The following is a 23,695-nucleotide window of genomic DNA, read 5'->3' on the forward strand; positions in this document are numbered from 1 at the left end:
ATGTCCGAAACTCCCGGTGAACTACGCTATCACGTCGACGGCGAACTCGTCCCCGCCTCGGAGGCGACCGTTCGCGTCGACGACCGCGGCTTTCGCTACGGCGACGCCGCCTTCGAGACCCTACGGGCCTACGGCGGGACGATCTTCGAGTGGGACGCACACGCGGACCGCCTCGAGAAAACCTGCGAAACGCTCGATTTGGATCACGGGCTCTCGAGGGCGGAGCTCCGATCGCGGATCGACGAGACGCTGGCGGAAAACGACCTCGAGGACGCCTACGTCAGGCTGTCGATCACCCGCGGCATTCAGCCCGGGAAGCTCACGCCCGACCCCGACGTCGACCCGACGGTCGTCGTCTACGTCGGATCGCTTCCGCGGGGCGGCCTCGACGGTAAATCAGTCTGGGATGGCCCGGCGGTTCTCGAGACGGTCGATACCCGACGGATTTCCAACGAGGCGATGCCAGCCTCGGCGAAGACCCACAACTACCTCAACGGGATTTTGGCGCGACAGGAACTCGAGAAAGGTGACGAGGCGCTCCTCTGTGACGGGGAGGGATACGTCGCCGAAGGTGCGACGAGTAACGTTTTCTTCGTCGACGACGGCGTCTTGTACACTCCAACGACCGACGGTCCCGTTCTCCCGGGGATCACGCGACGCGTCGTCCTCGAGTGCGCGACCGATACTGGAATCCCCGTCGAGGAGGGGCAGTATCGACCCGAGCGACTCCGGGACGCCGACGACGCGTTTTTGACGAATACGACGTGGGAACTGCGTCCCGTCGCTTCGATCGACGGGATAGCCGTCGACGGCGACGATCGGATTCGTGAGACGCTCTCGAGGGCGTACGACGAACGGGTCGAGAACGAGTGTTACTGACGGTCTGACCTGTTCGCAACGCGTTCACAAGCGTCTACAGAACCTGCGTTCAGTTCTGTGCATCCACGACCGCCGGAGACGCGAGCAGTTCCCGTTCGGTTCCCGACAGCTCGAGGACGAACTCTGAACCGAACGCGTTCGCCGGCGTCTGGGCTCCCGACGGAGCCGATCCCTCGAGGACCCGTTTCGCGGCATCGACGGCCGAGTTGGCAGTTAGAGCGTACGGATTTGGCGTCCGAATTCGGCCCCTGACACTCTGTTCGCCGTCGCGGACCTCGCCCCAGACGACGGTCTCGCCCGTCTCGAGTCTGGACTCGCTGGGTCCGTCGAGCAACGTGTCGAGTACCGGGTTCGCGACCGCTTGCACCGGATCGCTCTCGAGCAACCAGCCGGCCGAATCGAGCACCGATATCGCCGGGCCGACCCAGGACGGCATCGCGGCGTAGACTTCGACGTTCTCGATGCCGGTCGTCTGTGCGGCGGTGACCACGTCTCCGAGCGGGATCGTGATCGCGTGTTCGGGGCCGTCGCCGAAGTCAATTTCCCGGCTCCGAAAGCCGACCGGAACTCGGACGAGCCGTCCCCTTTTTCGGACGACGTTGGTGGTTCCGGCTCCGCTGAAGAGCGTCTTCGCCGTTCCGCGCGACACGTCGGTCGGCAGGGGAACCTCGCGGCCCGAGTCCATTCCCTGCACGCCGATCGCGAGCTCGTTCGCGCTCGGAAGCTGCTCCGCGAGAAACGCGGCCAGACAGTCCGAGGGCACGACGTCGAAACCGACCCCCGGAAGCAGGGTGACCCCCGCGTCTCGAGCGCGGTCGTCTCGACGTCGAATCCGCTCGAAGACGCGGAACTCGCCCGTGATGTCCAGATAGTCCGTTCCCGTCTCGAGACACGCCTCGATCAGCGGCTCGGCCGTTTCGACGAACGGCCCCGCGCAGTTCAGGACGGCGTCAAAATCGGTGAGTTGAGACGCAACATCGTCTTCGAGGGAGAACGTTCGTCCCTCGAGTCCGTGTTCGTCGGCCTGTGCGCTCACCTCCTTGCCGTCCCGCCCGGCGACAGTCGGTGATTCTCCCCCCGAAACGGCCTCTTGGACGATCAGCCGACCCGTGTATCCGTAGGAGCCGTAGATGAGGAGCCTCTCCATAGGCTGTTGTGGGTGGGACGTATGTTAAATCTAAGTCAGACAATTCGTACGATATGCTCACAGTGTCGGAGACGACCGGTTCGCTTCGAACGATCTCCACTGAGGTGTCGAAGAGAGCTCAATCGATCCTCGCCGACGAACCGAACTCTTCGTTTGGTCCTTGAAATTCCCGCAATTGAGTGTACAATACGATTTGCGATTCGAAACGGGTTTAGAGGTGATCTTGTCTCCACAAAGTTGATTTTACGATCAGGATGGTAGTCAATACATTTATTTTGGTGACGAAACAGAGGTGCTTATATGTGCGGTATTTCGGAATCCAAAAATAACGGGCTCTCCCGATACGCCCGACGAGGTGTCAGCTGCGATGGCTGACCGAGACCCCGCTCGCGGTTTTGGATTCTTGGCAGCCTATACGTTCGGTTACACTGTCTCGGAGGACGAACCCGTTTGTATCGGTACGGCGGGTGCGAGCACAGTTGTCCGGGCCCTTTACGGAGCGATACCGCAGCAGATCGCCAAACAGAGCGATGGCACAGTACTAATGGCTCGCGGAGGGGATAGAGCGCCACGAACGTTCCGTCAGGCCATAATACAGCGGTTAGAGAGGTGACTGATCAATGGCTCAAAATACTCAGAGCGATCGTCCAACTATGCTAGCTCGAGGGTGGTTTCGGTGCGCGTGATCGTCGTCGGCGCTGGTGAAGTCGGGTGGTCGATCGCCAGCAATCTCGCACCCTCCAACGACGTGATCGTGATCGATCGTGACGACCGGGTTGTTGAAGATCTAACATACTCGCACGATGTCCTCGCCATCCACGGAGACGGGACGACGATAGAGACGCTTCGCGAAGCAGACGTCGAGCGAGCTGATTTAGTGATCGCCTGCACCGATAGCGACGAGTCAAACGTCGTTATCTGCGGGAGCGTCAAGACGGCCACCGACGCCTTCACCATTGCTCGTGTCAGGCGTCGGACCTTACTCGAAACATGGGAGGGATCCCAGGGCGGATTCGGCGTCGACTTCATGGTCTGTACGGATCTGCTGACCGCCCAGACGATTTTCCGCATTTCAGGACTTCCTGCGTCACAAGACGTCGATACGTTCATCGGTGGACTCGTCCGTACGGCGGAGTTCGAGATTGCCACAGACAGTCCTATCGCCAATCAATCCGTCCACGAAGCCGATCAGTACGACTCGCTGACGTTCGCGGCGATCTTCCGCGACGACGACATGATCGTCGTCACCGGTGAGACGGTAATCCAGTCGGGTGACCGTGTCGTTGTTATCGGAAGCGCCGATTCAGTAACTACCTTCGCAGACGATATCACAACGGATGATCGGGCCGACAGTGACGAGATCGTCATCGTTGGGGCGAGCGAGATTGGATACCAAGCGGCTCGAGAGTTCGAAAATCACGGCTACCATCCGAGACTGATCGAGCAAGATACCGATCGCGCTCGCGACGTCGCAGAAGACCTTCCTCACACGATGGTTCTCGAGAGTGACGCAACTGATATCGAGTTTCTCGAGCGAGAGCACATCAACGAAGCCGATATCGTGATCTCCTCACTCGGTAGCGACGAAAAGAATCTACTCGTCTCGCTACTGGCTCGACGGCTCGGCGTCGATCGCACTATCGCCGTCATCGAGAATCTCGAATACGCCGAGTTGTTCGAAACCGTCGGCATCGACGTGGCGATCAACCCTCGAGAAGAAACGTCCGAGGAGATCGTTCGGTTTACACGGACGAACCGGACCGAGAAGGTCGCCATGCTCGAACACGATCGCGCGGAAGTGATCGAAATAGAAGCGACTCTCGACGGCGATATCACCGGGCAGCAAATTCAGGATTCGATGGCTGACCTTCCGGACAGCGTCGTCATCGGTGCGATCTCGCGAGGCGGTGAACTCGTAACACCCCGTGGAACGACAGTCATCAAACCGGGAGATCATATTGTTGTATTTGTCGACTCAGAAGTTCTTGATGAGGTTGTAGAGGCGATCTGATGCGCCATTATTTCCGGGTCGACTGGCGTGCCGGCTTGAGTCTCGTTGGGACGCTCCTTGCCTTTCTCTCGCTCGCGTTCGTTATTCCGATAGTCGTTGCGTTAGCATACGGCGGTGAAGACCTCTGGGTGTTCGTCGTGTCGATGGTGTTCACTGCCGGGTTCGGTCTGGCACTTCGACGGTTCGACCCCAATCCCACTCCGGGTGCTCGAGAGGCGTTCTTTGTGGTTGCGTTCACGTGGTTGTTCGCGGCGATCTTCGGTGCGATTCCGTACGTCTTGGCTGGGAACGGGACGATTGCACATCCCGTCAACGCGTTGTTCGAGAGCATGAGTGGATTCACGACCACCGGGGCGACGGTGATGGATGACATTTCGTTCGATACCCATTCCCGGCCGATCATGATGTGGCGGCAACTGTCTCAGTGGTTGGGGGGAATGGGAATCATCGTTCTCGCCGTTGCCATCCTCTCGCAGATGGCTGTCGGTGGTGCCCAGTTGATGAAAGCCGAAGTGCCTGGTCCGGGAATTTCGAAACTTACCCCCCACATCGCCGAAACTGCCCGCGTGCTGTGGATCGCCTATATCGGGTTTACCGTCCTCTTGATCGCGTTACTATATACCCTCCATCTTGCAGGCCTCGCGCCGAATATGGACCTATACAACGCGTTTGCCCACGGATTTACGACGCTTCCAACTGGAGGTTTTTCCCCGGAAGCCCGGAGCATCGAGGCCTTCTCGCCGATCGTTCAGTGGCTCATCATCCCGTTCATGTTCATCGCTGGCGTCAACTTCGTGCTGTGGTGGTACGTCATCTCGGGAGATCCCTGGGTTATACTGCGCGACAACGAATTCCGGTTCTATTTCGGTGCTGTAACCGTGTTTTCACTCGTCGGAACCGTTCTCCTCTTTTTCGACGCAGCCCTTCAAACTACAGAAACTGGCCAGATTGGCGGAAACATAGAACGATCGGCTCGGTACGCTGCGTTTCAGATCGCGTCGTTAACCAATTCGACGGGCTATGCGAATATGGACTTCGACGCATGGGGCAATCCGGCGAAAGCGCTACTGTTGTTCGTGATGTTCCTCGGCGGGTCAGCTGGTTCGACCGGTGGCGGAATCAAAATTCTTCGTTGGCTGGTGATTATCAAATCACTACGACGTGAGATTTTCACGACGATCCATCCGGAAGCGGTTCGGCCCGTCCGAATGAACGGAAAAACACTCGACGAGGAAGCGATCCGTGGAATTTACGCGTTCACACTGCTATTTCTCATACTGTTTTTTGTTGGGTTCCTGTTGCTTGCTGCTGATACATCTCGAACGGCAGACTTCGATCCGCACACGCTGGACCTTCTAACAGCGTCCATTGCAACGCTCGGCAACATCGGACCGGGCTTCGGTGTCGTTGGCCCAATGGGAGGGTACAACGAGTTCCCGATGAGCTCGAAGCTCCTCATGATTCTCTATATGTGGATCGGCCGTCTCGAGATTTTTCCGGTGTTAGTTTTGCTCACAGCCGCGTACTGGCGATCCTGAAGGGACTCGAGTTCATCCGATTCGGGTAGGTCCTGGTCATCGGCTTGATACACTGTCGTCGACTTGTGCGGAGAGCAAACGACCGGCGAGGGCGTTTCGTGAATCGCTCCGAAGCCCCAGAAGACGGTTCTCAGTGACGATCGAATCCGATTCAACCCGTCGGAGATCGGTTTTTAACAGAAGAAGGTAACAGTGATCATCTCCAGTGTACGGACTTCGCTGTCGGATTTGTCACGTAATGCTCAACGTTCGGCCGGTCGTGTTGTCGGAGACCGCCCGAACGCGCCGGTTCGCTCCCGCGTCTCTCGAAACGAGGTCCGTAACGTTCACCACGATCCGATAAAAACCGATAGCTGATGGATCCGACACGCCGTATCGCAGCACTCGAGGCTGTTCCCGACGAGTCGACGTACGTATTTCGCGTCGTTGAGACCGACGGCGGTGCGAACGAGGTCCGGGAGGCGATACTCGTCCGGCAAAACGGTGGAATCGAGTGCTGGCTAAACTACTGTCAGCACTTTACGCACATCAAACTCGACAAGGGATCGGGGGCGTCGATGCGAAACGGCGAGATCATCTGCGAAAACCACGGCGCGTACTTCGAGGCGGATTCCGGCGTGTGTACGTTCGGACCCTGCGAGGGTGCTCACCTTCCCGACCTCGAGGTTTCCGTGGACGAGGGCGATGTCTATCTCACGGACAATTCGTACGACTTTCTGGGCCCCGGCCCGATTCCGGAGGACGAAGTCGATCGTGCCTCGACGTCAAACGTCGAGTTCTGATCGAGTCGTCGCTACGGCTCTCAAGAAGTTGGTGGCGAGTACTCTGGGAGGCAGTCATCACATTTGAACCGACGGTCGGCTACCAAGCTCACTCCGAGTATCGAAGCGGCCCCGGCGAAACGAGATCCCGATCCTGATTGTACTCGACCAGATCGACCTCGACGAGCCGCGGAAGGTGGTCGTGGTACAGCGAAATGTAGACGTTAGCTACCTTCTGGGCGGAGAGTTCCGAGACCGGCTGTCCGGCTTCTCGCTTCGCGACTTCCTCCGCCGCGTCGGGGAGTGTAATGGATTCGCCGTAGTTTTGCATCACCTCGAGGAAGAGTCGCCGTCGCTGATCGGCGAGCAGTTCGAGGGCGTCGTCGACTGTCCCCGATTGTGCTTCCTGTGAGTCGAGCCAGTCGAGTGTAGCCAGGACGAACCCGGCACAGTCGGACGTTGAGTGGGCTGGCGTAGTCATGGATTCCTCGAGCCGCAGCGGGTCACGTACAGCTTCTAGCCTGCACACTAAATATTAGTGTCGAAACGATACCATCTCCGTTCGGTTCTCCACACTGTCTCGAAATTGACAGCGTCGTTCGAGGCTGCGCGTGGAGTGTTCATTCGATAATGAACGTCGGTTCGGCTATCGACTCGCTCTTGCAGGAGGGACACCGCGACGGAAGGTTGAGCAGGTCGTCGTAGTCGTCGAACCCGCAGTCGCGACACGTCGGCGGTGCCACGAGAAACTCCTCGCCGTTGCCGTCGACCGATCGAGCGACGTGTTCGGCGTGTCGAACGATCGAATGCGGCGTCAGATCGAGGCGAACAGCCAGTTCGCTTGGCGTCGCAGCCTCTTCTCGGAGCGCGTCAGCGAGACGCTGTCGAGTCGTTTCGTCTGCCTCTCGCATGGGTGTCATGAATGCCCGGGACGGCTTACGTGTTCGTATTCGATCAACGCGCGATCGAAACCGCAGAAAGGGTAAGTGACTTACATCCAGCCGGTGAAATCCGTGCCATGAAGGCCGTCGTCCTTGCAGGCGGGTACGCCACCCGGATGTGGCCGATCACGAAACATCGGCCCAAGATGTTCCTCCCCATCGGCGACTCCACCGTCATCGATCGGATTTTTCAGTCGCTCGAGAGCGACGATCGGATCGACGAGGTCTACGTCAGCACGAACGAACGGTTCGCAGCCGATTTCGAGACCCATCTCGCCGAGAGCGAGTTCGAAAAGCCCCGCCTCTCCATCGAAGACACCAGCGAAGAAGCCGACAAGTTCGGCGTCGTCGGCGCGCTCGCCCAACTCGTCGAACGGGAGGAAGTCGACGACGACCTGCTCGTCATCGCCGGCGACAACCTGATCAGCTTCGACGTTTCCGACTTCCTCGATTACTTCGAACGAAAGGGGACGCCGACGCTCGCCGCCTACGACGTCGGCTCGCGGGAGAAGGCCTCCTCCTACGGACTGGTCGAACTCGAGGGCGATCGAGTCGTGGACTTTCAGGAAAAGCCCGACGATCCCAAGAGTACGCTCGTCTCGATCGCGTGCTATGCGTTCCCGCAGGATTCGCTCTCGCTCCTCGGGACGTACCTCGAGGACGGCAACAACCCCGACGAACCAGGCTGGTTCGTCCAGTGGCTCCAAAATCGGGAGCGAACTCACGCATACACGTTCGAGGATGCGTGGTACGACATCGGAACGCCTGAGAGTTATCTCGACGCCGTCGCCTGGCACCTCGACGGGAAGTCGATGATCGCCGATACGGCCACCCTCGAGAACGCGACGATCGGCGATAACGTCCACGTGATGGACGGCGCGACGCTCGAGGAGACGAGTCTCGACCACGCGGTCATCTTCCCCGACGCCACCGTTCGAAACGGCGACATTCGCCGGTCGATTATCGACGAGGGGACCCACCTCGAGAACTTAGACCTCGCTGGGGCACTCATCGGCGCGCACACGACGATAACGAATCACGCTCCGGACGGTCTCGAGTGATTTCGGTAGGTCTCGAACAGGCTCGGAGGCCTTGAGTAGGGCACCGAAAGCTCTCGAACGGGCTCTGAAAGGCCTCGAACAGGACCCGATTCGCTCCGTGCTTCGACGGTTGATCTCTTCGGGTTCTCCACCTCCGACTTGAGTTCGCCGACAGGACTATTTAGGTTCGAACGACATTTTTACGAGCGAATATATGAGTCCCGTCGAAGCGGTCCTCGAGCGACGCGCGGAAGGGATACCGTATGACGCGCTCGCAGACGATTTTCTGGAATTCGATCGGTTCACGGGGTCGAAGCCGCTACTGTTGGTCGCGGAGGCCGCCGCTTCGACGACCGGCCAGAGCTTCGCCGGGGGGATTCGGCCGACCGTCGAACGGTTTCGCGAGACGTTCGTCGACAGCGGCCGGCTCGAGACCCTGTCCGATCTCGCATCGCTCACGCTCGAGGACGAGGACCTCGTCGAAGCGTTCGGAGCACAGCGAAAGCGCCACGTATTGCTCGAGATCGCCGATCGACTCGAACGCCGCTCAGAGGATGGTGACCTCGAATCGTTACGGGAGTGGGCGGCCGGGGTGAATATCTACCGGTACGAAGCCGATCCGATCGGCGGTATCTCCGGCGTCGGCCCCTCGAGCGTGCAGTACCTCCGGATCCTCGCCGGCGTCGACACGGTCAAACCGGGCCCTGCGGTCGAGGCGTTTCTGGAATCGATCGCCGCAGAACTCGACTCGTCGCCGCTGGACGCGTCGAGTCCGCTCCGCGCGATCGCATCCTGTGAGTGGCTGGCGATGAAGACGTCGTTTCGTCGCCTCGAGATCGACCGAATCGCGTGGTGGTTGGGGGCGACCGACGCCGAGCGGATCGCAGTCGACGAGTGATTTTCTCCGGGTACCGCGGAGTTCCGTCTCGTCTACAATCGAGCCATTCACAGCCGGGCCATTCATACTCGAGCCATTCATAGCCGAGCCAATACGTCCAGGTGGCGCGCGATCAGGCTGAGTTCGCCTCGCTCGAGTTGGGATAGCCGCGTCTCGACCCACCGGCTGCGTTCCGTCGGTGGGAGCGTCGTCTCCGGATACGCCGCCAGCGCCCCGTCGATCGTCTCGAGAAGCTCTCGGAGGAACGCCTTTTCGTCGGCCGAATACGCGCCGTCGTGCGGTCGGACGATCCAGTCGGATCCGCCGACCTCGAGGAGGTCGAACTCGCTCCCGGGTCGATCGAGGGCCGCGAACAGTTCCCGACCCGCTTGACTGCTTCCCGGTCGATCTCGAATCTCGTCCATGTGCCGATCGTACAGCTCCGCGAACCGCTCGTCGAGCGGATCGGGGGGCGAAAACGTCGTCGTCCCGTCGTAGGTGATCGGCGCGTACAACAGTCCGCCGTTTCGAAGTAGGTCCGGAATGCGACCCAGCGCGTACTCGAGGTCGACGACGTCGAAAACTGCGCTCGCGATGACGGCGTCTGCCTCGAACCGGTCGTCTTCTCGGTCGCCAGTTTCGAACGCGTCGCCCACCTCGAGGTGAACCTCGAGCGTTCGATCGCTACGCCGTTCGTCGGTCGATTGGGCAACCACGCCCGAACGTCTCCGCTCGATCTCGTACCCGGCTTCTTCGAGCCACGTCGGCAGGTGTTCTCGAGCGTACTCGACGTTCCGTTCGTCGAGGTCGACCAATCGATAGGAGACCGATGGCGGCAACGCATCCCGCTCTGCGAGTCGCGCGACCATGGTCCCGATCCCGCCGCCGATCTCGAGGATGCGAACCGGCTCGCCCGAGCGCCCGTTCGAACCCGCGAGGTCCGCGAGGCTATCGGCGAACGCCGACCAGACTCGGTCGTTCAGCGCGCGGTCGTCGACGGTTCGTTTGTGCTCGAGGAACGCTTGTAATGACTGTGTCATAGTTTCAGCATCGCAATTATCTCAGAGTTGTGACTCCGAATCGACGTTCGACCGCGGAGCCGATCCGCGTCCGGACCGTCCCGACCCCGGAGCCTGTTCGACCAAGAACGACCGAACTCGAGCCGTCGTCTCTCGCCACGTGGGATGGTCCGCGGCGGTCTCCAACGCAGACGTTCCCAGCCCCGAGAGGCGCTCTCTGTCGTTCTCGAGTCGTTCGACTATCGATCCGATCGCCGCGGGGTCGTCAGGATCGACGAGAAACCCGTTCACGCCGTGATCGACGAACTCGTCGGCTCCGCCGACCGCGCTGGCGATCGGCACGACGCCGTACTCCATCGCCTCGAGCGAGACCATCCCGAACCCCTCGTAGCGCGCCGGAACCGCGAGGACGTGGCTTCGCTCGAGGACAGCTTCGAGTTTGGCATCCGCCACCTCGCCGACGACGGTTACTCGGTCTTCGACGCCGAGTTTCTGAACCTCGGCGAGCACCGAGCGGGCGTAGGCCGGATCCTCCTCGAGGCTTCCGACGACGGTCAACCGCCACTCACAATCGGCCCGCGAAAGCGCGGAAACCACCGCTTTGGCCCGCTTTCGCGGAATCACGTTGCCGACGAACGCGACCCGAATCGGCTCGTCAGTTTCGGCGGCTCGCCGTCGAACCACCGTCCGAGAGACGGCTGTCCCCTCGACGCGGCCACCCGGCGGGGCGACGATCGACGGAAGGTCCGCGAGTGCTCTCGTCCGATCGCGCGTATCGCGGCTCGTACAGACCGCCGCGTCGACCGTCTCGAGATACCGGCCCTCTACGGTTCGATAGAGCGGAGTACGGATCCCCTTCGACTCCTCCGAGCGGAGCAAGTGGACGATCGAGACGATCGAGTTCGGCCGCTCGAGTCGCGGATTGCAGAGCGCGAGCGACGGGTGACACAGCTCGTCCTGCAGGAGGAGATCGTACGGGCGGTCCAGTCTCTCACGGAGCGATCGGGAAAGGCCGTCGCCGACGGTTCGGAGATACGAGCGCCGCGAGAGCGATAGTACGTCGACGTGGTCTCCGCTCTCCTCGAGCGCCGAGACGAGTTTTCTGTCGTACCGATAGCCGCCCGACGTTTGCTCGAGATCACCGTAGACGACCAGTCCGACGTGCACGCGCCATCAGCTCCGGTCGGCTACTGTCGGGGTTGATTCGCTCGCTTTCGGAGCCGTTTCACGCTCGTTCGAGTCCGCTTTGCGATCCGCTGTCGACGAATTGGATCCCGCCTCCAGTTCTCGTTCGTGACTGACCGTCGCGATATCGTCTTCGCCCATCGATATTCGAAGTCGAGTCGCGGTCGCCGGCTCGAGGGACTCGAGGACTCGGTCGCCGAAGATTCGCGAGAAGTGTTCGACGCTCGGGTTGTGACCATCGAACGGCTCGAGTTCGTTCAGCGTTCGATCGTGGAATCGACCGACTGCGGCGTCGACCGCGTCGTTCAAATCGTCGATGTCGACGAGATAGCCGTGTTCGTCGAGCCTCGGCCCGGCGAAGGTTACCGTCACCGCGTACTGGTGGGAGTGAAGCGTTCCCTCCGGGCCTGCGTTCGCCACCGTCAGGCTGTGTTGGGCGACGAACGATCGGCTGACCGAAACCTCGTACATGGAGTCGCCTACAGTGACCGGAATCATAAACGGTCGCCCCGCCTGCTATGAGCGAAATAGACTGCGTATTAGCTGTAGCTCAACAGCACCTGAATCGCTTCCTCCGGCCGTTCTTCGAGCAATCGATACGCCTCGTCGGCTCGCTCGAGCGCCAATCGGTGCGTGAACAGCCCGTCGAGGTCGAATTCCTCGAGCCAGTTCCAGGCGACGGCACGGCGGCGCTCGCGCGACCAGCGCCCGTCGTGTCTCGGCGGGATCGTACTCACCTGACTGCTTCGAACGTCGATCCGATCGCGGTGGAACCGCCCGCCGAGATCGAGCGTCACCGGTTTGGTACCGTACCACGAGCCGACGATCACCCGGCCGTCGAACCCCGTCGTCGCGATCGCATCGTCGAGGGCGACCGGGCTGCCCGAGAGTTCGTAGGTGAGATCCGCCCGCCCGCCGGCGACAGACTCAAAGACGTTCGGGATCTCGCTTCCGTCCGCCTCCTCAGCAGGCACTTCGAGCGCGCGATCGGCCCCCAGTTCTCGAGCGAGCACTCGACGAGTTTCGTATCGATCGACGGCGACGAGCGTCTCGATCGGCGTCCGCGCGAGCAGGGCCGTCGTCAGGAGGCCGACGATGCCCTGGCCGAAGACGGCGACGCGTTCGCCGATCACGGGTTCGCCGTCGAGGAGAAACGAGACCGCTGACTCCACGTTCGCGAAGAGGGCGGCCTCGCGTGCGCTCACGCCCTCGGGGATCTCGAGTAGCGACCCGGGTTCGGCGACGAAGTGACTCTCGTGTGGATTGTACGCGAAGACGCGACGCTCGAGCCACTCCTCGGAGACGTCGCGACCGACGGCGGTTACCCGGCCGACGGCGGCGTAGCCGTAGGAGAGCGGAAAGGAAAAATCGCCATCGAGGGCGTCGATCGACTCGTCGGCCGGGAGTTCGCTCGGAGCGTCACCGCGGTAGATGAGCCCCTCAGTGCCCGCGCTGATCCCCGACAGGGTGGTTCGAACGCGAACCTCGTCCGGGCCGGGGTCGGGGATCGGACGGGATCGAACCTCGACTGCTCGAGGAGCGGTGAACACGAGTCGGCGTGCGGTCATCGGTGGATGAGCCTCATCAGGACTTTCCTCTCCGTCCCTCGCTTCCCCGCCGAAGAATACGTCGGTAGCGATCTATCACGGTAACTCTCTCATTTCTCCGGGTCTACTTTGGTAGGGATTCGTTACGGGCGGAATCTATTCGAGTCGGACGGTTGTGGCTCTCCCGAGGCAAGCGATCGTGCGGTGCTCGAGTCAGTCGGCTCCCGTCGTCGGCCGCCCGGTGACGAGCACCCAATCGACGGCGAAGTTGAGCAAGAACGGGATCGCCACGACGGTGGTGAGCGCCGTCGAGACGCGCTCGTCTACGATCGGGAGAAACGCGATCCAGATCGCGAGCAACGTGAGCGCGGAGAGCGGCGCTCTGGCCCGGTTCGGCGGTAACTGCCGAACTTGCCGACCCCGATGGTGTCGCCACCAGAGGGCGAGTGCGAACGCGTATCGCGCGATTCCGACCACGATGAAGGCGATCGGCGCCGTCCCCGCGGTGACGACTGCCGCCGCACCCACAAGCGTCGTCAGCGCGTCGACCTCGGTGTCGAGGCGACTGCCGAGTTCGGTAACCGATCCCATCGCGCGGGCGATCGCTCCGTCGACGCCGTCGAGGACCACGGCGATTCCGAACAGCGCGCTCGGCACCCAAGCCATCCCCTCTGTCGTGGGCCCGATGGCGAGGAATCCGACCAACACCGCGAGCGCTCCGGCACGCGCGATCGTGATCCACGATGCGAGGGTGATCCGCTGGTGACCGACCCGTCGGTGCGTTCGTTCGATCACGGACCCCACTACGAGTAACTCGAGTCCGAAGACGAGGACGACCCAGCCGAGAAACTCGAGCGTGAGAACGGTCGACCAGACGATACTGACGGTCGACAGCGCCGTTGCGACCATGAGCGTACTGCCGAGAACGGTCGTTAGCCAGCGCCGAAGCGGCGTCGCCGGGCTGGCTTTCGGGATGGGTTCGATCACGGTGGGTGTGAGACTGCTGGCGAGTGTGGCGGGAGTACTCAGGGCGATTGTGTCGTTCGATCACGATCGTCGCCACGGAGCAAGAGGAAGACGAGTAGCGCGATCAACAGTAGCTGTGCGATCTTGTCGACGGCTTCGCCGCTCGAGATCTCGCCCAATCCGGATGGCCGGTTGAACGCGTACCAGAGGACGATCTGCGCACCGACGAAGGGAATTCCGAGGAGGTACAGCATGCGCCGTCGAATCCCGAGCAGAAAGAGGAGCAGCGCGCCGAAGAAGCCGAGACCGGCGAGGACGAAAGCGACGGCCATCGGTTCCGGTAGAAACGCGATTCCGAGGGCGAGGTGGATGCCGCCGCTCAGGACGACGAGCGCGACCGCGGCCCACTCTATCGGCGTTACCCCCGCTCGCTCGAGACCGTCGGGGAGAGTCATACCGGCCATAGACGATCCATACCGCCCCCATCCACGACGCGAGAAAAGCCTCTTTGGGTGGGCCCCCGAAATCCTGCTGGTAGTTCTTTAATCCCCCTCGTGGTAGGCCCCGGCGCAATGTCATCAGACGACGTTACAACCCTGCTCACGGAAGCGTACCTCGACGAACTCGAGACGGTGATGAATTACTTGACCAACGCCATCGTACTCGACGGCGTTCACGCCGAGGAAGTCAAGACGAGCCTCGAGGAGGACGTCGACGAAGAACTCGAGCACGCTCGGCTCCTCGGACAGCGGCTGAAACAGCTCGATCAGTCGCCGCCGGGTTCCGAGCAGTTCGAGCCCCACCAGTCCTCGCTCCAGCCGCCGGCGGATACGACGGACGTCCAATCGGTTATCGACGGCGTGCTCGAGGCCGAAGACGACGCGATCGAGACGTACCGGTCGTTGCTCGAGGCCGCCGAAGAAGCGAACGATCCGGTAACGGAAGATGTCGCCGTCACGATTTTGACCGACGAGGAAGCACACCACTCAGAGTTCCGCGGATTCAAAAAGGAGTTTCCGATGGACTGATACGGCCGGTTGTACCCGGTAACCGATGATCGCCGGACCGGGTCGATTGTAGCCGGCAACCAGTGGTTGCTGTACCGGGCGATTGTAGCCGGTAACCAGTGGTTGCTGTACCGGGCGATTGTAGCCGGTAAGAGACGATAACCGACCGTATGGGCGCGATTCGAGACCGATACCGCTCGGCCGGAAACGAGTGATGGCCGGTCGCGATAGCCGCGGTACGTGGGGAACGTTTTTCTCGTCGCGCTTCGACCCAGCGCACATGAGCGATTTCGATCTCGACCTGATGGCAGTCGAGGACCACATCGACGAAGAGTTCGAGCTCGAGGGGAGTATCGTCCTCGGGGTTCTCGACGGTAGTACCGATCCGAACACGTGGCTCGAGGGCGTTGCCAACGGCAACGTATTAGTGCTTCGCGGTGAGGGCGACATCAACGAACTGGCTTCCGGCTTCGCGCGAGATGTCAAAGAATCCGGCGGGAATCTGGTTCACTTCCGCGGATTCCTGATCGTGACGCCTCCCGGAATCGACGTGGATACGAGCCGCCTCGGATAGGGAGAGCGAGAACGATCTTCGAGCCGGCAGTACCGCGAGCGTTGGTACTCGACACCGATATCGGTCGCACCCGTGATCGTTATCGGGGTGTTTCGAGTCAAACAGGGAACGCTATGGCTCGGTAGTACATCTCCCTCTTATTCTAATATAGTTTCCAACAAGTGCTATTGATGGTGTGATATCGCAGAATGTGAAGCTGTTGGGGACACATCACTTCATTTGATTAGTTTGCCAGAATATATTTATGATTTGGAACGGTCTTTATATTTGAATGTCGTTTGATACGCACGAGGGTGATGATGAAGCAGGTGATATTACCAAAGACCTTGAAACTGACATCGATACGGTTGCTGAAACGGATATCAGTTCGGATACCGACCTCGAGGCTGCTACGGGGATGGAGGCCTCGATTGAGGCACTGACCGAAAGTACGGTCGAAATCGGTGATCGACTCGAGGAGATCCACGACGAGGCGACAGCACAGTACGACGCGAACATGGAGGTCGCAAACGAAGCGTCCAATTTGTCCGCGTCCGTCGAGGAAATCGCCTCGTCGTCCGAAGAAGTCGCGGCCGCGAGCGAGAAAGCCCAGGATCTCGCCGAAACGGGCCAGGAGTCGGCCACCGATCTCGTGACTGCGATGGAAGAGATCCAGGAGGCCGCAGATGTCGTCTCCCAGGATGTCAAGGCGATTCAGCGAAGCGCCGAGGAGATCGATAAAGTGGTCGAAGTCATCAACGACATCGCCGATCAAACGAATATCCTGGCGATCAACGCCTCCATCGAGGCCGCCGGAGCCGACGGGAACGGCGACCGGTTCGGCGTCGTCGCCTCGGAGGTGAAATCACTCGCTGAGGACTCACAAACTCGTGCGACCGAAATCGAGGGGATGATCGAGGACGTTCAGGAGAACACGGGCACGGCCGTCGAAAATCTGGGTGCAAACAACGACCGTATCGAGGACGGAATCGAGACAGTCGATCAGGCAATCGATATTCTCGACGAGATTCACGAAACCGTCGACGAGGTTTCGGAAGGAATCGCCCAGGTTGCGGACGCGACCGACCAACAGGCAGCCAGCACGGAAGAGGTTGCAAGCATGGCCGACCGAACCGTCGAAAGTGCCGAAACCATCGCGGAGGAGACTCGAGAGATCGCCGACGAAGTGCAAAACCAGACCGAGGAGATCGAAGAGATCAACCGAACGTTCGAACACGTCGTCGACGACTTTTCGCCGAACGCCAGCCCGCAGCGTTGACTTTCCGCAATCCGTTTTTGGCCGAGTAGCCTACTCCGTTCTATCGGGGGATACGTCGTCCGCTTCTCGGCGTCTGTACACCTATCGAGAGACGAACGACAGATGATGGCCGTCGGGGTCCCGGACGACCGTCCTGTTACCGTCCTCGGTTTCGTCCGACTCGAGCCGACAAACGCGGTCGGAAATCGCCCCAATCGCGGCTTCGGGATCGGCCGTCTCGAATCCCAGATCGACGTGGACGCCGCCGCGAGCGTCGGCGATTCCCAGTTGCGGTTCCCATAACTCGAGCGCCATCGGTCCGTCCATTCGAACCCGCGTTCGCTCGTCCCCGCGGTCGACCGTTTCGAACCCTAAATCGGCGTACAGCGCTTGCGCGCGTTCGAGCGATTCGACCTCGAGAACGACCTCGAAGATCCCGTCGATTCCCGGCCCGTCGACGTCGGACTGTCCGAGTTCGACGCAGTTGCCGTCCGGGTCGTAGAGGTACAGCGACTTCGCCGACCCGAACTGGACCTCCTCGAGGTCGTAGTCGGACTCGAGTCGATCCCACCAGTCGTCGTACGTCTCGGCCGGAATCGAGAACGCGTAGTGGGTGTGGAGACCGCCCCGCGGAACGCCCGTCGGTCGACGGAGCAGGAGGTCGGTCTCGCCGGCCTCGACGACGAGTTCGTTCTCCCGCTCCGACCGGACCGTCATCGAGAGCGTCTCCTCGTAGAACCGTCGGGCGGGGGAGAGATATTTTACCTCGAGTCCGAGCCAGGCGAGGCTGGTCAACATGACTCGTTCTACTTTCGGCAGCCGCATAGAAGCGTCGCCCGTGCTCGAGACGAGCGAGTCATCCGATCGAACCGGATCGGTTCGACCACTCTCGTCCCGTCGAGAGAGATATCTCACCGATTTATCACCGAGCCGCCCGTACGACGAGTATGACGTTTCGCGTCGACGAGTCCGGGTCCAGTCTCGAGGCGACCGACCGATTCGACGGCGGCGTGAGCTGGATCGCTCACCCCGACGAACGGATGCAACGGGCGAGCCACGCCCTCGAAAGGAACGGCGAGGTCTGGATGATCGACCCCGTCGATGCCGAGGGACTCGACGAGTTGCTCGCCGAGCTGGGACCGGTGACGGGCGTCGTCGTCCTGCTCGACCGTCACAAGCGCGACGCGGCGACTATCGCGAACCGCCACGACGCCGAGGTCTATCTGCCCGACTGGTTCGAGGGAGTCGCCGAAGACGTCGACGCCCCCATCGTTCGATTCGGTGCCGAACTCGCGGATACCGGGATCGAAGCCCACGTGATCCGGAACAGCCGATTCTGGCAGGAGGTCGGGCTGTTCGATCCGACTGACGGGACGCTCGTCGTTCCCGAATCCGTCGGCGCGTCCGGGTACTTTCTCGCCCGCGGTGAACGACTCGGCGTTCACCCGATGCTTCGAGCGGTGCCGCCGCGGCGTCAACTCGAGTAGTTCGATCCGAGTCGGGTGCTCGTCGGCCACGGTCCGGGCGTGCTCGAGAACGCCGACTCCGCACTCGCGGACGCACTCTCTGGCTCGCGTCGACGGATTCCGTGGCTCTACGGCGGAATGATTCGGGAGATGCTTCCCGTGTGAGGAGACCGTATTCGGCCGCCGCGTGTCTTCGATTTTCGGTGTTACCCCACCCAGTGCCGTCGTTCGCCGAAACCCGCGGCTCGAGAACCAATTCGTGTGGGGGATACAGCTAATTAGCACCCGGCCGTAGGCGTTTGCGTGGTCTACATCACGCGCGGTCTGGTCGACATCCTGCTGGATCTCGCCAGCGACGCCGACCCCGACGACGTGACGACCGGGGTCTCGGTCACACCCGCTAGCGAGCTTCAGGGGGCCAGAGAGGTACCGCCCGAGACACCCGTGTTCACCGACTTCGTGCTCCCCGACATCGGCGACTCGGTCAACGCCGTTTTCGGCGTCGACCTCTCGACGCCCGCTCGACAGTCACAGGGCCGATTCAACTCCCATCCGATTCACGAACTCGAGGTGACCAAACGCGACGACCTCGCACAGGTCATTTTCATCGCCGTGCCGCCGTGGACGGACGAAACCGATTCGTTCGGCGCGTTCAATCGCCGCGGCGACCGGCTGCCCCTCGAGATCATCGACGGGGAGCCGCCGGCTGAATCGCTCCCGGGCGGTCATTTCCTCGGGTAACTCAGCTTGGAGGGCGTGCTGTCTCGGCGGCTCGTGAGCTGTCGTATTACCGGGTTCGAACGGTCGAGAAGTGCGTTCCGGACCGATTGCGAGCGTATCCGGGAGGCGCTACTCGAGGTAGCCGAGTCCTTTCAACTGTTCGGTGATCTCTTCGAACTCGGCTTCGGTGAGCTCGCCGGTCTGTTGGTGCTGGATGACGATGCTCCGGAGCAGGAAGCGAACGAGGTCGCTCGTGCTCTGAAAGCTCGTCCCCTCGATCGTTTCGTCGACCCGATCCGCGAGCTCTTTCGGAATGGACACCGTCGTGTAGTCGGTCATACCTCAATCGTTCGCTGGAAGCCCCAAAGGCGTGTCGCCACGATCAGCGACAACAACTCTCGACGCGATATCGGGAGGTGACGGCGTCGCGATCGAAAACGGGCGACACACCGATATCCATACCCATTTTTATCTCCAACTCCGAACAGGGGTGTATGGGAGTCCGGCCACCATCGAACAACGACGACAACGACCCGGAGAGCGTTGAGTTCGGCATCGCCGCCGTCGATGCGCGGCTGCGGCAATCCGATCTCGATTTTCCGGCGACACAGGACGACGTGTCGGCTGCGCTCGGCCACGAACAGATCCCCTACGACGTCCACGGAAACGACGTCGCACTCGGGGTTATTCTCGAAGAAGTCACGCAGGCTCGATTCGAATCGCGCCAAGAGCTGCTCAACGCCTTGCACCCGGAGTTCGAAGCCTATCGTCAGGAACACTCCGGCGGGGTCGTCCAGCAGATGCGGTCGATACTACCGTTTTGACGTATCGATCGGGACGGACTCGAGAAATCGACCGTGGCGCTCGTCTCGTGTGACTCCCTTCGAGATCTGCAGATGTCGTCCGGGTTTCGACTCGTGGACTCAGTCTTCTCGATTCGCTTCGCGCGTTACTTGCTCCAAGTGATTTCGCTGCTCGCGATGGAGCGTGACGATCATATCTGAGAGCACGCCGAACATCAGCAACTGGACGCCGAGCAAGATGCCGGCGGCAGACACCATCGCGAGGATTTCGTGACCGACTCCATACCAGATCCACTGCGTGAGGACGTAGATCGCAAGCAGGCCGCCGGAGGTGATCCCGCCGACGCCCAGACTACCGAAGTAAAACAGGGGATTGCTCGTTTTCGCCAGCGAATACAGCGCGAGGATGATCGTTCCGCCGTCACGAACCGGGTGTAAGTTGGTTTCGGAGTCCTCCGGTCGAGCGCTGTAACTGACCGGAACGACCGTCGTTTTCACGTTATGTTTAACGCATTCGACGGCGAGTTCGGTCTCGATCGTAAAGCCGTCAGAATCGAGCGAGAGCCGCTCGAACGAATCCGTCGTGAACGCTCGATACCCCGAGAGGATGTCGTCGTACTCGGCCCCGTGAATGAACCGGAACGACCGGTTTATCATGCGGTTGCCAAAGCCGTTCAGCGCCTTCATCGCATCGTCGTCCATATCCGCGAACCGGTTGCCGATCACGTGCTCGTAGCCGTAGGCCAGGGGCTCGAGCATTCGGTCGGCGTCCGACGGATCGTAAGTCCCGTCCCCATCGAGCATCAGGACGTAGGGGACGTCGACGTACGCGACCGCTTCGCGGACGGCCTGTCCCTTGCCCGAGCCCGACTGCACGACGACACGTGCGCCGCGTTCGCTCGCGATTTCGCGCGTGTCGTCGTCGGAGTCGCCGTCGACGACGAGAACGTTCGTGTATCCGTGCGTCTGGAAGCCCTCGATCACGTCGCCGATAGTTGCGGCCTCCTCGAGCGTCGGGATGAGGATACAGACATCCTCGGGCGATATCTCACGCGCCCCTTCGGTCATGGCCACCACCTCTCCGCCACGAGCGATCGGGTCCACGTGAGCGCCATCGTTTGCCATCGCAACCACATCTCCCCCGCGAGCGCAAAAGAGTACTGATCGATCGCTGAACGGACGCTCGCTACGTTCGCTGGCGTCTGTGGATCGATTGGGCACACGACGGGCGCACGCTTCGGGTCGTAGAACCCCCCGGTTCGCAGTGGTGAGGAGCGAAGAGACACGACTACCAAGTCAGCCCTTCGTACACTTCGAGTCCGTGCGTGTCGACGTCGACCCGCCGGCCGTCGACGACGATTCGCCGTGTCATCCCATCGAACGAGAGGTCGTCGAAGCCGTCCCAGTCCGTCGCGAGGACCGCACCGTCGGCACCTTCGAGCGCCAATTCGGCGGTTTCAGCGTACTCGAGGTCCGGGTACAGTTCTCGGACGTTGTCCATCGCGACGGGGTCGTACGCGACTACGGTTGCGCCCTCGTCGCGAAGGTACTCGATGACGTCGAGCGCTCGAGATTTGCGGATGTCGTCCGTGTCGGGTTTGAACGCTAGGCCGAGGACGGCAATCTGCGCTTCTTGGAGGGAGACGTGTTCGGCGAGCGCGTCGACGAGTCGACGGGGCTGTTTGTCGTTGACGGCGACGACGGCGTCGAGCAGATCCGGTTCGTAGCCCTGTTCGCGTGCGCCCGCACGAAGCGCGTTGACGTCCTTCGGAAAACACGACCCGCCCCAGCCCAGTCCCGAGCGCATGAACCGCTCGGAGATCCTGTCGTCGAGGCCGACCGCCTCGAGGACCTCGTAGGCGTCTGCGCCGTACTCCTTCGAGATGTTGCCGAGTTCGTTGACCAGCGAGACTTTCGACGCGAGGAAGGCGTTGTTCGCGTACTTGATCAACTCCGCTTCTCGGACGCCCGTCTCGACGAGATCGGTTTCTTCGCGCTCGATGACCGGCGCGTAGAGGTCGCGGAGCGCCTCCGTCGCGGACTCTGCGGTCGTGCCGAACACGACCTTGTCCGGCTCGAGGAAATCGGAGACGGCAGTGCTCATCCGAAGGAACTCGGGGTTCATGGCGAACTCGATCCCCTCGCCGACCTGCGTTTCGGCGGCCTCCGTGACCGTCGGGGCGACGACTTCCTCGGTGGTTCCCGGCAGGACCGTGCTCTTGACGACGACGAGGTGGTTCTCGGACTTCTCGGCGAGGGCTGCGCCGAGAGATTCCGAGGCGGCCTCCATGATCGCCAGGTCCAGACTACCGTCGTCGGCCTGTGGCGTCGGCAGACAGAGAAACGTTACGTCGGTCTCGCAGACCGCGTCGTAGTCGGTCGTCGCTCGAAGTCGCGAGCCGGCGTGTTCGGCGATTCGTTCCTGTAGGCCCGGCTCGTGAATCGGCGCGTTGCCGGCGTTGATCGACTCGACGATCTCCTCGTCGATTTCGACGTTGATCACGTCGTGGCCGATGTCCGCGAGGCAGGCGGCGATCGTCGTTCCGACGTAGCCGCTCCCGATGATGGAGATCTTCATGCGTGTGCAGACGACTGGATAACGTTAGTCAGTTTTGGGTTCTCCGGAAAACGAACAGCTCACTCGTTCGAACGTGTCCCGTCCGACGTCTCCGCGGTATCGGGTTTTTCACTCCCGTGGCATCAACAGCGTGAGCAACGTGACGAGGCCCACGATACCGGCCAACAGCACGTATCCCTCGTCGAAGTAGCCGCGCTCGGCGACGAGTCCGAAGAGCACCGGCCCCGTCGCACCCAGCATCGCGGCGCTCGAGCGGATGAGCCCCAATCCGGTTCCCTGAATGCCCGGCGGAATCGTTTCCGCGAGGTACGACTGGGTAATCGCACCCGAACCGAGCATCGTACTGATGAGAACGGTTACGCCGATAAGCGGCCAGATGCCGTCGACGACTGGGAGGAGGCCGAGCCCGACGATCGAGCCGCCGAGAACGATGGGGAGCGATCCTCGAAGCCCGATCCGATCGTAAGCCATTCCTGCGGCCGGCTTGGCGACGACGCCGACGGCGAAAAACAGTCCGAAGAGCGTCCCTGCGGCCGTATTCGAGAGCCCCTTTTCGCTGACCAGGTACGTGGGATAGAACGCTGAGAACGTCTGCCAGACGAAGATGAACAGGAACAGGATCACCCCGATGATGACGAATTTCGGCTCGCGGAGTTCGCCGAACACGTAACTGACGTGCTCGCTCGAGAGGTCGTCGGTTTCCCGTTCTTCGGAGTCGTGCGTCGGAAGCGTCACCCAGATGATTGCGGCGGTGAGACAGAGCAGCGGAAGGACGAATCCGAGCCCGAGCTGCCAAGCGATTCCGACCGCGAGCACGCTGGCGACGGGCGGAAGGATCGTCTGCCCGATATCTCCCGACGCCATGGTGACGCCGAGTGCGCGTCCGATGCGATCGGGGTAGAGCTCTGAGAGCGCCGTAATACGGGCGATCGGGTACTGTGAGAGTCCGAGTCCAACCAGTCCAGTTGCAACGAAGAGGGTGAACGCCGTCGGTGCGACGAGGACGAGCCCGACGCCGACGATGACGAACGAAACGCTCGCCGTCAGTATTTTTCGTTCGCCGAGTCGGTCAGCGAGGACCCCGCCCGGAACCTGCCCGATCGCGTAGAAGAGCCAGATGATGGTAACGAGCAACCCCGCAGTCGTGAGCGTGAGTCCGAAGTCCTCGCTAAAGTACGGGAGCAAGACCGGGTAGATCATCCGAGTTCCGTTTAGCAGTCCCCAGCCGAGCGCGATCGCGATCAACGTTTTGCCGGTTCCTCCCGCCCAGAGTCCGTTCAGTTCGCGACGGATCGAGACCAGGCGACTCATCAGAAATTCAGTCGGTATGACCTTGTCTCCCGCTGATGAAATTGCTTCCGTTTCCGGTGAATTGGTGTGTCATCGGCTGCTGGGAACC

At 61.3% G+C, this 23,695-nt stretch carries 25 protein-coding genes and 1 pseudogene; 12 read left to right on the forward strand and 14 right to left on the reverse strand.

Features of this window, described 5'->3' with window-relative positions; translation table 11 throughout:
* Positions 1 to 879 carry an aminotransferase class IV gene (locus ACZ5C7_RS12515; RefSeq protein WP_464376638.1) on the forward strand — a complete coding sequence of 293 codons (879 nt, stop codon included), beginning with the start codon at positions 1 to 3 and terminating at the stop codon, positions 877 to 879.
* A 49-nt stretch (positions 880 to 928) separates the two neighbouring features.
* Here the strand turns inward: ACZ5C7_RS12515 and ACZ5C7_RS12520 are convergent, their stop codons facing one another.
* Positions 929 to 2,026: a saccharopine dehydrogenase family protein gene (locus ACZ5C7_RS12520; protein ID WP_464376639.1), complete on the reverse strand. Its 1,098-nt coding sequence runs from the start codon at positions 2,024 to 2,026 to the stop codon at positions 929 to 931.
* Between the two features lie 676 nt (positions 2,027 to 2,702).
* Here ACZ5C7_RS12520 and trkA point away from each other — a divergent pair.
* From trkA to ACZ5C7_RS12535, 3 genes are all read left to right on the forward strand, one after another.
* Positions 2,703 to 4,037, forward strand: coding sequence for a Trk system potassium transporter TrkA (trkA, locus tag ACZ5C7_RS12525; protein WP_464376640.1), 1,335 nt, complete (start codon positions 2,703 to 2,705; stop codon positions 4,035 to 4,037).
* A complete protein-coding gene (locus tag ACZ5C7_RS12530) occupies positions 4,037 to 5,575 on the forward strand; it encodes a TrkH family potassium uptake protein (protein ID WP_464376641.1) in 1,539 nt (512 codons plus the stop codon). Before trkA ends, ACZ5C7_RS12530 begins: the two co-directional genes overlap by 1 nt.
* Positions 5,576 to 5,931: 356 nt before the next feature.
* Positions 5,932 to 6,357 (forward strand): Rieske (2Fe-2S) protein, encoded by a 426-nt coding sequence (locus ACZ5C7_RS12535; protein WP_464376642.1) that lies wholly within the window; start codon positions 5,932 to 5,934, stop codon positions 6,355 to 6,357.
* 88 nt (positions 6,358 to 6,445) lie between these two features.
* Here the strand turns inward: ACZ5C7_RS12535 and ACZ5C7_RS12540 are convergent, their stop codons facing one another.
* Both ACZ5C7_RS12540 and ACZ5C7_RS12545 read right to left on the reverse strand, forming a co-directional pair.
* Positions 6,446 to 6,817 carry a DUF7344 domain-containing protein gene (locus ACZ5C7_RS12540; protein WP_464376643.1) on the reverse strand — a complete coding sequence of 124 codons (372 nt, stop codon included), beginning with the start codon at positions 6,815 to 6,817 and terminating at the stop codon, positions 6,446 to 6,448.
* 139 nt (positions 6,818 to 6,956) lie between these two features.
* Positions 6,957 to 7,247, reverse strand: coding sequence for a transcriptional regulator (locus ACZ5C7_RS12545; protein WP_464376644.1), 291 nt, complete (start codon positions 7,245 to 7,247; stop codon positions 6,957 to 6,959).
* A gap of 107 nt (positions 7,248 to 7,354) precedes the next feature.
* On the opposite strand from ACZ5C7_RS12545, the gene ACZ5C7_RS12550 reads away from it, so the two are divergent.
* Together ACZ5C7_RS12550 and ACZ5C7_RS12555 are read left to right on the forward strand one after the other, a co-directional pair.
* On the forward strand, positions 7,355 to 8,338 hold the full coding sequence (locus tag ACZ5C7_RS12550; RefSeq protein ID WP_464376645.1) for a sugar phosphate nucleotidyltransferase: 984 nt from the start codon (positions 7,355 to 7,357) through the stop codon (positions 8,336 to 8,338).
* A 193-nt stretch (positions 8,339 to 8,531) separates the two neighbouring features.
* Positions 8,532 to 9,215, forward strand: a complete 684-nt coding sequence (locus ACZ5C7_RS12555) for an SAM domain-containing protein (RefSeq protein WP_464376646.1) — start codon at positions 8,532 to 8,534, stop codon at positions 9,213 to 9,215.
* Between the two features lie 77 nt (positions 9,216 to 9,292).
* Here ACZ5C7_RS12555 and ACZ5C7_RS12560 read toward each other — a convergent pair whose 3' ends face one another.
* From ACZ5C7_RS12560 to ACZ5C7_RS12585, 6 genes are all read right to left on the reverse strand, one after another.
* The gene (locus tag ACZ5C7_RS12560) at positions 9,293 to 10,234 is read right to left on the reverse strand and encodes a class I SAM-dependent methyltransferase (RefSeq protein WP_464376647.1); all 942 of its coding nucleotides are present in this window, start codon (positions 10,232 to 10,234) and stop codon (positions 9,293 to 9,295) included.
* A gap of 21 nt (positions 10,235 to 10,255) precedes the next feature.
* Positions 10,256 to 11,380: a glycosyltransferase family 4 protein gene (locus tag ACZ5C7_RS12565; RefSeq protein ID WP_464376648.1), complete on the reverse strand. Its 1,125-nt coding sequence runs from the start codon at positions 11,378 to 11,380 to the stop codon at positions 10,256 to 10,258.
* 6 nt (positions 11,381 to 11,386) lie between these two features.
* Complete coding sequence (locus ACZ5C7_RS12570) at positions 11,387 to 11,869, reverse strand: 6-pyruvoyl trahydropterin synthase family protein (RefSeq protein ID WP_464376649.1); 483 nt, start codon at positions 11,867 to 11,869, stop codon at positions 11,387 to 11,389.
* Positions 11,870 to 11,937: 68 nt separating this feature from the next.
* Positions 11,938 to 12,966, reverse strand: coding sequence for a zinc-dependent alcohol dehydrogenase (locus tag ACZ5C7_RS12575; RefSeq protein WP_464376650.1), 1,029 nt, complete (start codon positions 12,964 to 12,966; stop codon positions 11,938 to 11,940).
* 192 nt (positions 12,967 to 13,158) lie between these two features.
* Complete coding sequence (locus ACZ5C7_RS12580) at positions 13,159 to 13,932, reverse strand: CDP-alcohol phosphatidyltransferase family protein (protein WP_464376651.1); 774 nt, start codon at positions 13,930 to 13,932, stop codon at positions 13,159 to 13,161.
* Between the two features lie 38 nt (positions 13,933 to 13,970).
* Complete coding sequence (locus tag ACZ5C7_RS12585) at positions 13,971 to 14,366, reverse strand: DUF7475 family protein (protein WP_464376652.1); 396 nt, start codon at positions 14,364 to 14,366, stop codon at positions 13,971 to 13,973.
* 117 nt (positions 14,367 to 14,483) lie between these two features.
* Between ACZ5C7_RS12585 and ACZ5C7_RS12590 the strand changes: the two genes are divergently transcribed.
* The 3 genes from ACZ5C7_RS12590 to ACZ5C7_RS12600 all read left to right on the forward strand — a co-directional run bounded on the left by ACZ5C7_RS12590 (position 14,484) and on the right by ACZ5C7_RS12600 (position 16,750).
* Complete coding sequence (locus ACZ5C7_RS12590; protein WP_464376653.1) at positions 14,484 to 14,939, forward strand: ferritin-like domain-containing protein; 456 nt, start codon at positions 14,484 to 14,486, stop codon at positions 14,937 to 14,939.
* Positions 14,940 to 15,198: 259 nt separating this feature from the next.
* Positions 15,199 to 15,492 (forward strand): DUF5779 family protein, encoded by a 294-nt coding sequence (locus tag ACZ5C7_RS12595; protein WP_283834402.1) that lies wholly within the window; start codon positions 15,199 to 15,201, stop codon positions 15,490 to 15,492.
* Between the two features lie 271 nt (positions 15,493 to 15,763).
* Entirely contained in the window at positions 15,764 to 16,750 is a 987-nt protein-coding gene (locus ACZ5C7_RS12600; RefSeq protein WP_464376654.1) for a methyl-accepting chemotaxis protein, read from the forward strand.
* Between the two features lie 81 nt (positions 16,751 to 16,831).
* Here the strand turns inward: ACZ5C7_RS12600 and ACZ5C7_RS12605 are convergent, their stop codons facing one another.
* Positions 16,832 to 17,527, reverse strand: coding sequence for a VOC family protein (locus tag ACZ5C7_RS12605; protein WP_464378444.1), 696 nt, complete (start codon positions 17,525 to 17,527; stop codon positions 16,832 to 16,834).
* Between the two features lie 149 nt (positions 17,528 to 17,676).
* On the opposite strand from ACZ5C7_RS12605, the pseudogene ACZ5C7_RS12610 reads away from it, so the two are divergent.
* Both ACZ5C7_RS12610 and ACZ5C7_RS12615 read left to right on the forward strand, forming a co-directional pair.
* Positions 17,677 to 18,360: pseudogene (locus tag ACZ5C7_RS12610) on the forward strand (hypothetical protein).
* 138 nt (positions 18,361 to 18,498) lie between these two features.
* Positions 18,499 to 18,936 (forward strand): hypothetical protein, encoded by a 438-nt coding sequence (locus ACZ5C7_RS12615; protein ID WP_464376655.1) that lies wholly within the window; start codon positions 18,499 to 18,501, stop codon positions 18,934 to 18,936.
* 108 nt (positions 18,937 to 19,044) lie between these two features.
* Here the strand turns inward: ACZ5C7_RS12615 and ACZ5C7_RS12620 are convergent, their stop codons facing one another.
* Complete coding sequence (locus ACZ5C7_RS12620) at positions 19,045 to 19,254, reverse strand: ribbon-helix-helix domain-containing protein (RefSeq protein ID WP_464376656.1); 210 nt, start codon at positions 19,252 to 19,254, stop codon at positions 19,045 to 19,047.
* A gap of 155 nt (positions 19,255 to 19,409) precedes the next feature.
* Between ACZ5C7_RS12620 and ACZ5C7_RS12625 the strand changes: the two genes are divergently transcribed.
* Positions 19,410 to 19,739, forward strand: coding sequence for a DUF5789 family protein (locus tag ACZ5C7_RS12625; RefSeq protein ID WP_464376657.1), 330 nt, complete (start codon positions 19,410 to 19,412; stop codon positions 19,737 to 19,739).
* Positions 19,740 to 19,838: 99 nt separating this feature from the next.
* On the opposite strand, the gene aglJ is transcribed toward ACZ5C7_RS12625, so the two are convergent.
* The 3 genes from aglJ to ACZ5C7_RS12640 all read right to left on the reverse strand — a co-directional run bounded on the left by aglJ (position 19,839) and on the right by ACZ5C7_RS12640 (position 23,607).
* On the reverse strand, positions 19,839 to 20,843 hold the full coding sequence (gene aglJ / locus ACZ5C7_RS12630) for an S-layer glycoprotein N-glycosyltransferase AglJ (RefSeq protein ID WP_464376658.1): 1,005 nt from the start codon (positions 20,841 to 20,843) through the stop codon (positions 19,839 to 19,841).
* 163 nt (positions 20,844 to 21,006) lie between these two features.
* On the reverse strand, positions 21,007 to 22,296 hold the full coding sequence (gene aglM, locus ACZ5C7_RS12635; RefSeq protein ID WP_464376659.1) for a UDP-glucose 6-dehydrogenase AglM: 1,290 nt from the start codon (positions 22,294 to 22,296) through the stop codon (positions 21,007 to 21,009).
* A gap of 108 nt (positions 22,297 to 22,404) precedes the next feature.
* Positions 22,405 to 23,607 (reverse strand): MFS transporter, encoded by a 1,203-nt coding sequence (locus ACZ5C7_RS12640; protein WP_464376660.1) that lies wholly within the window; start codon positions 23,605 to 23,607, stop codon positions 22,405 to 22,407.
* Between the last annotated feature and the right edge of the window lie 88 nt (positions 23,608 to 23,695).

This window comes from Halostagnicola alkaliphila (genome assembly GCF_055379965.1).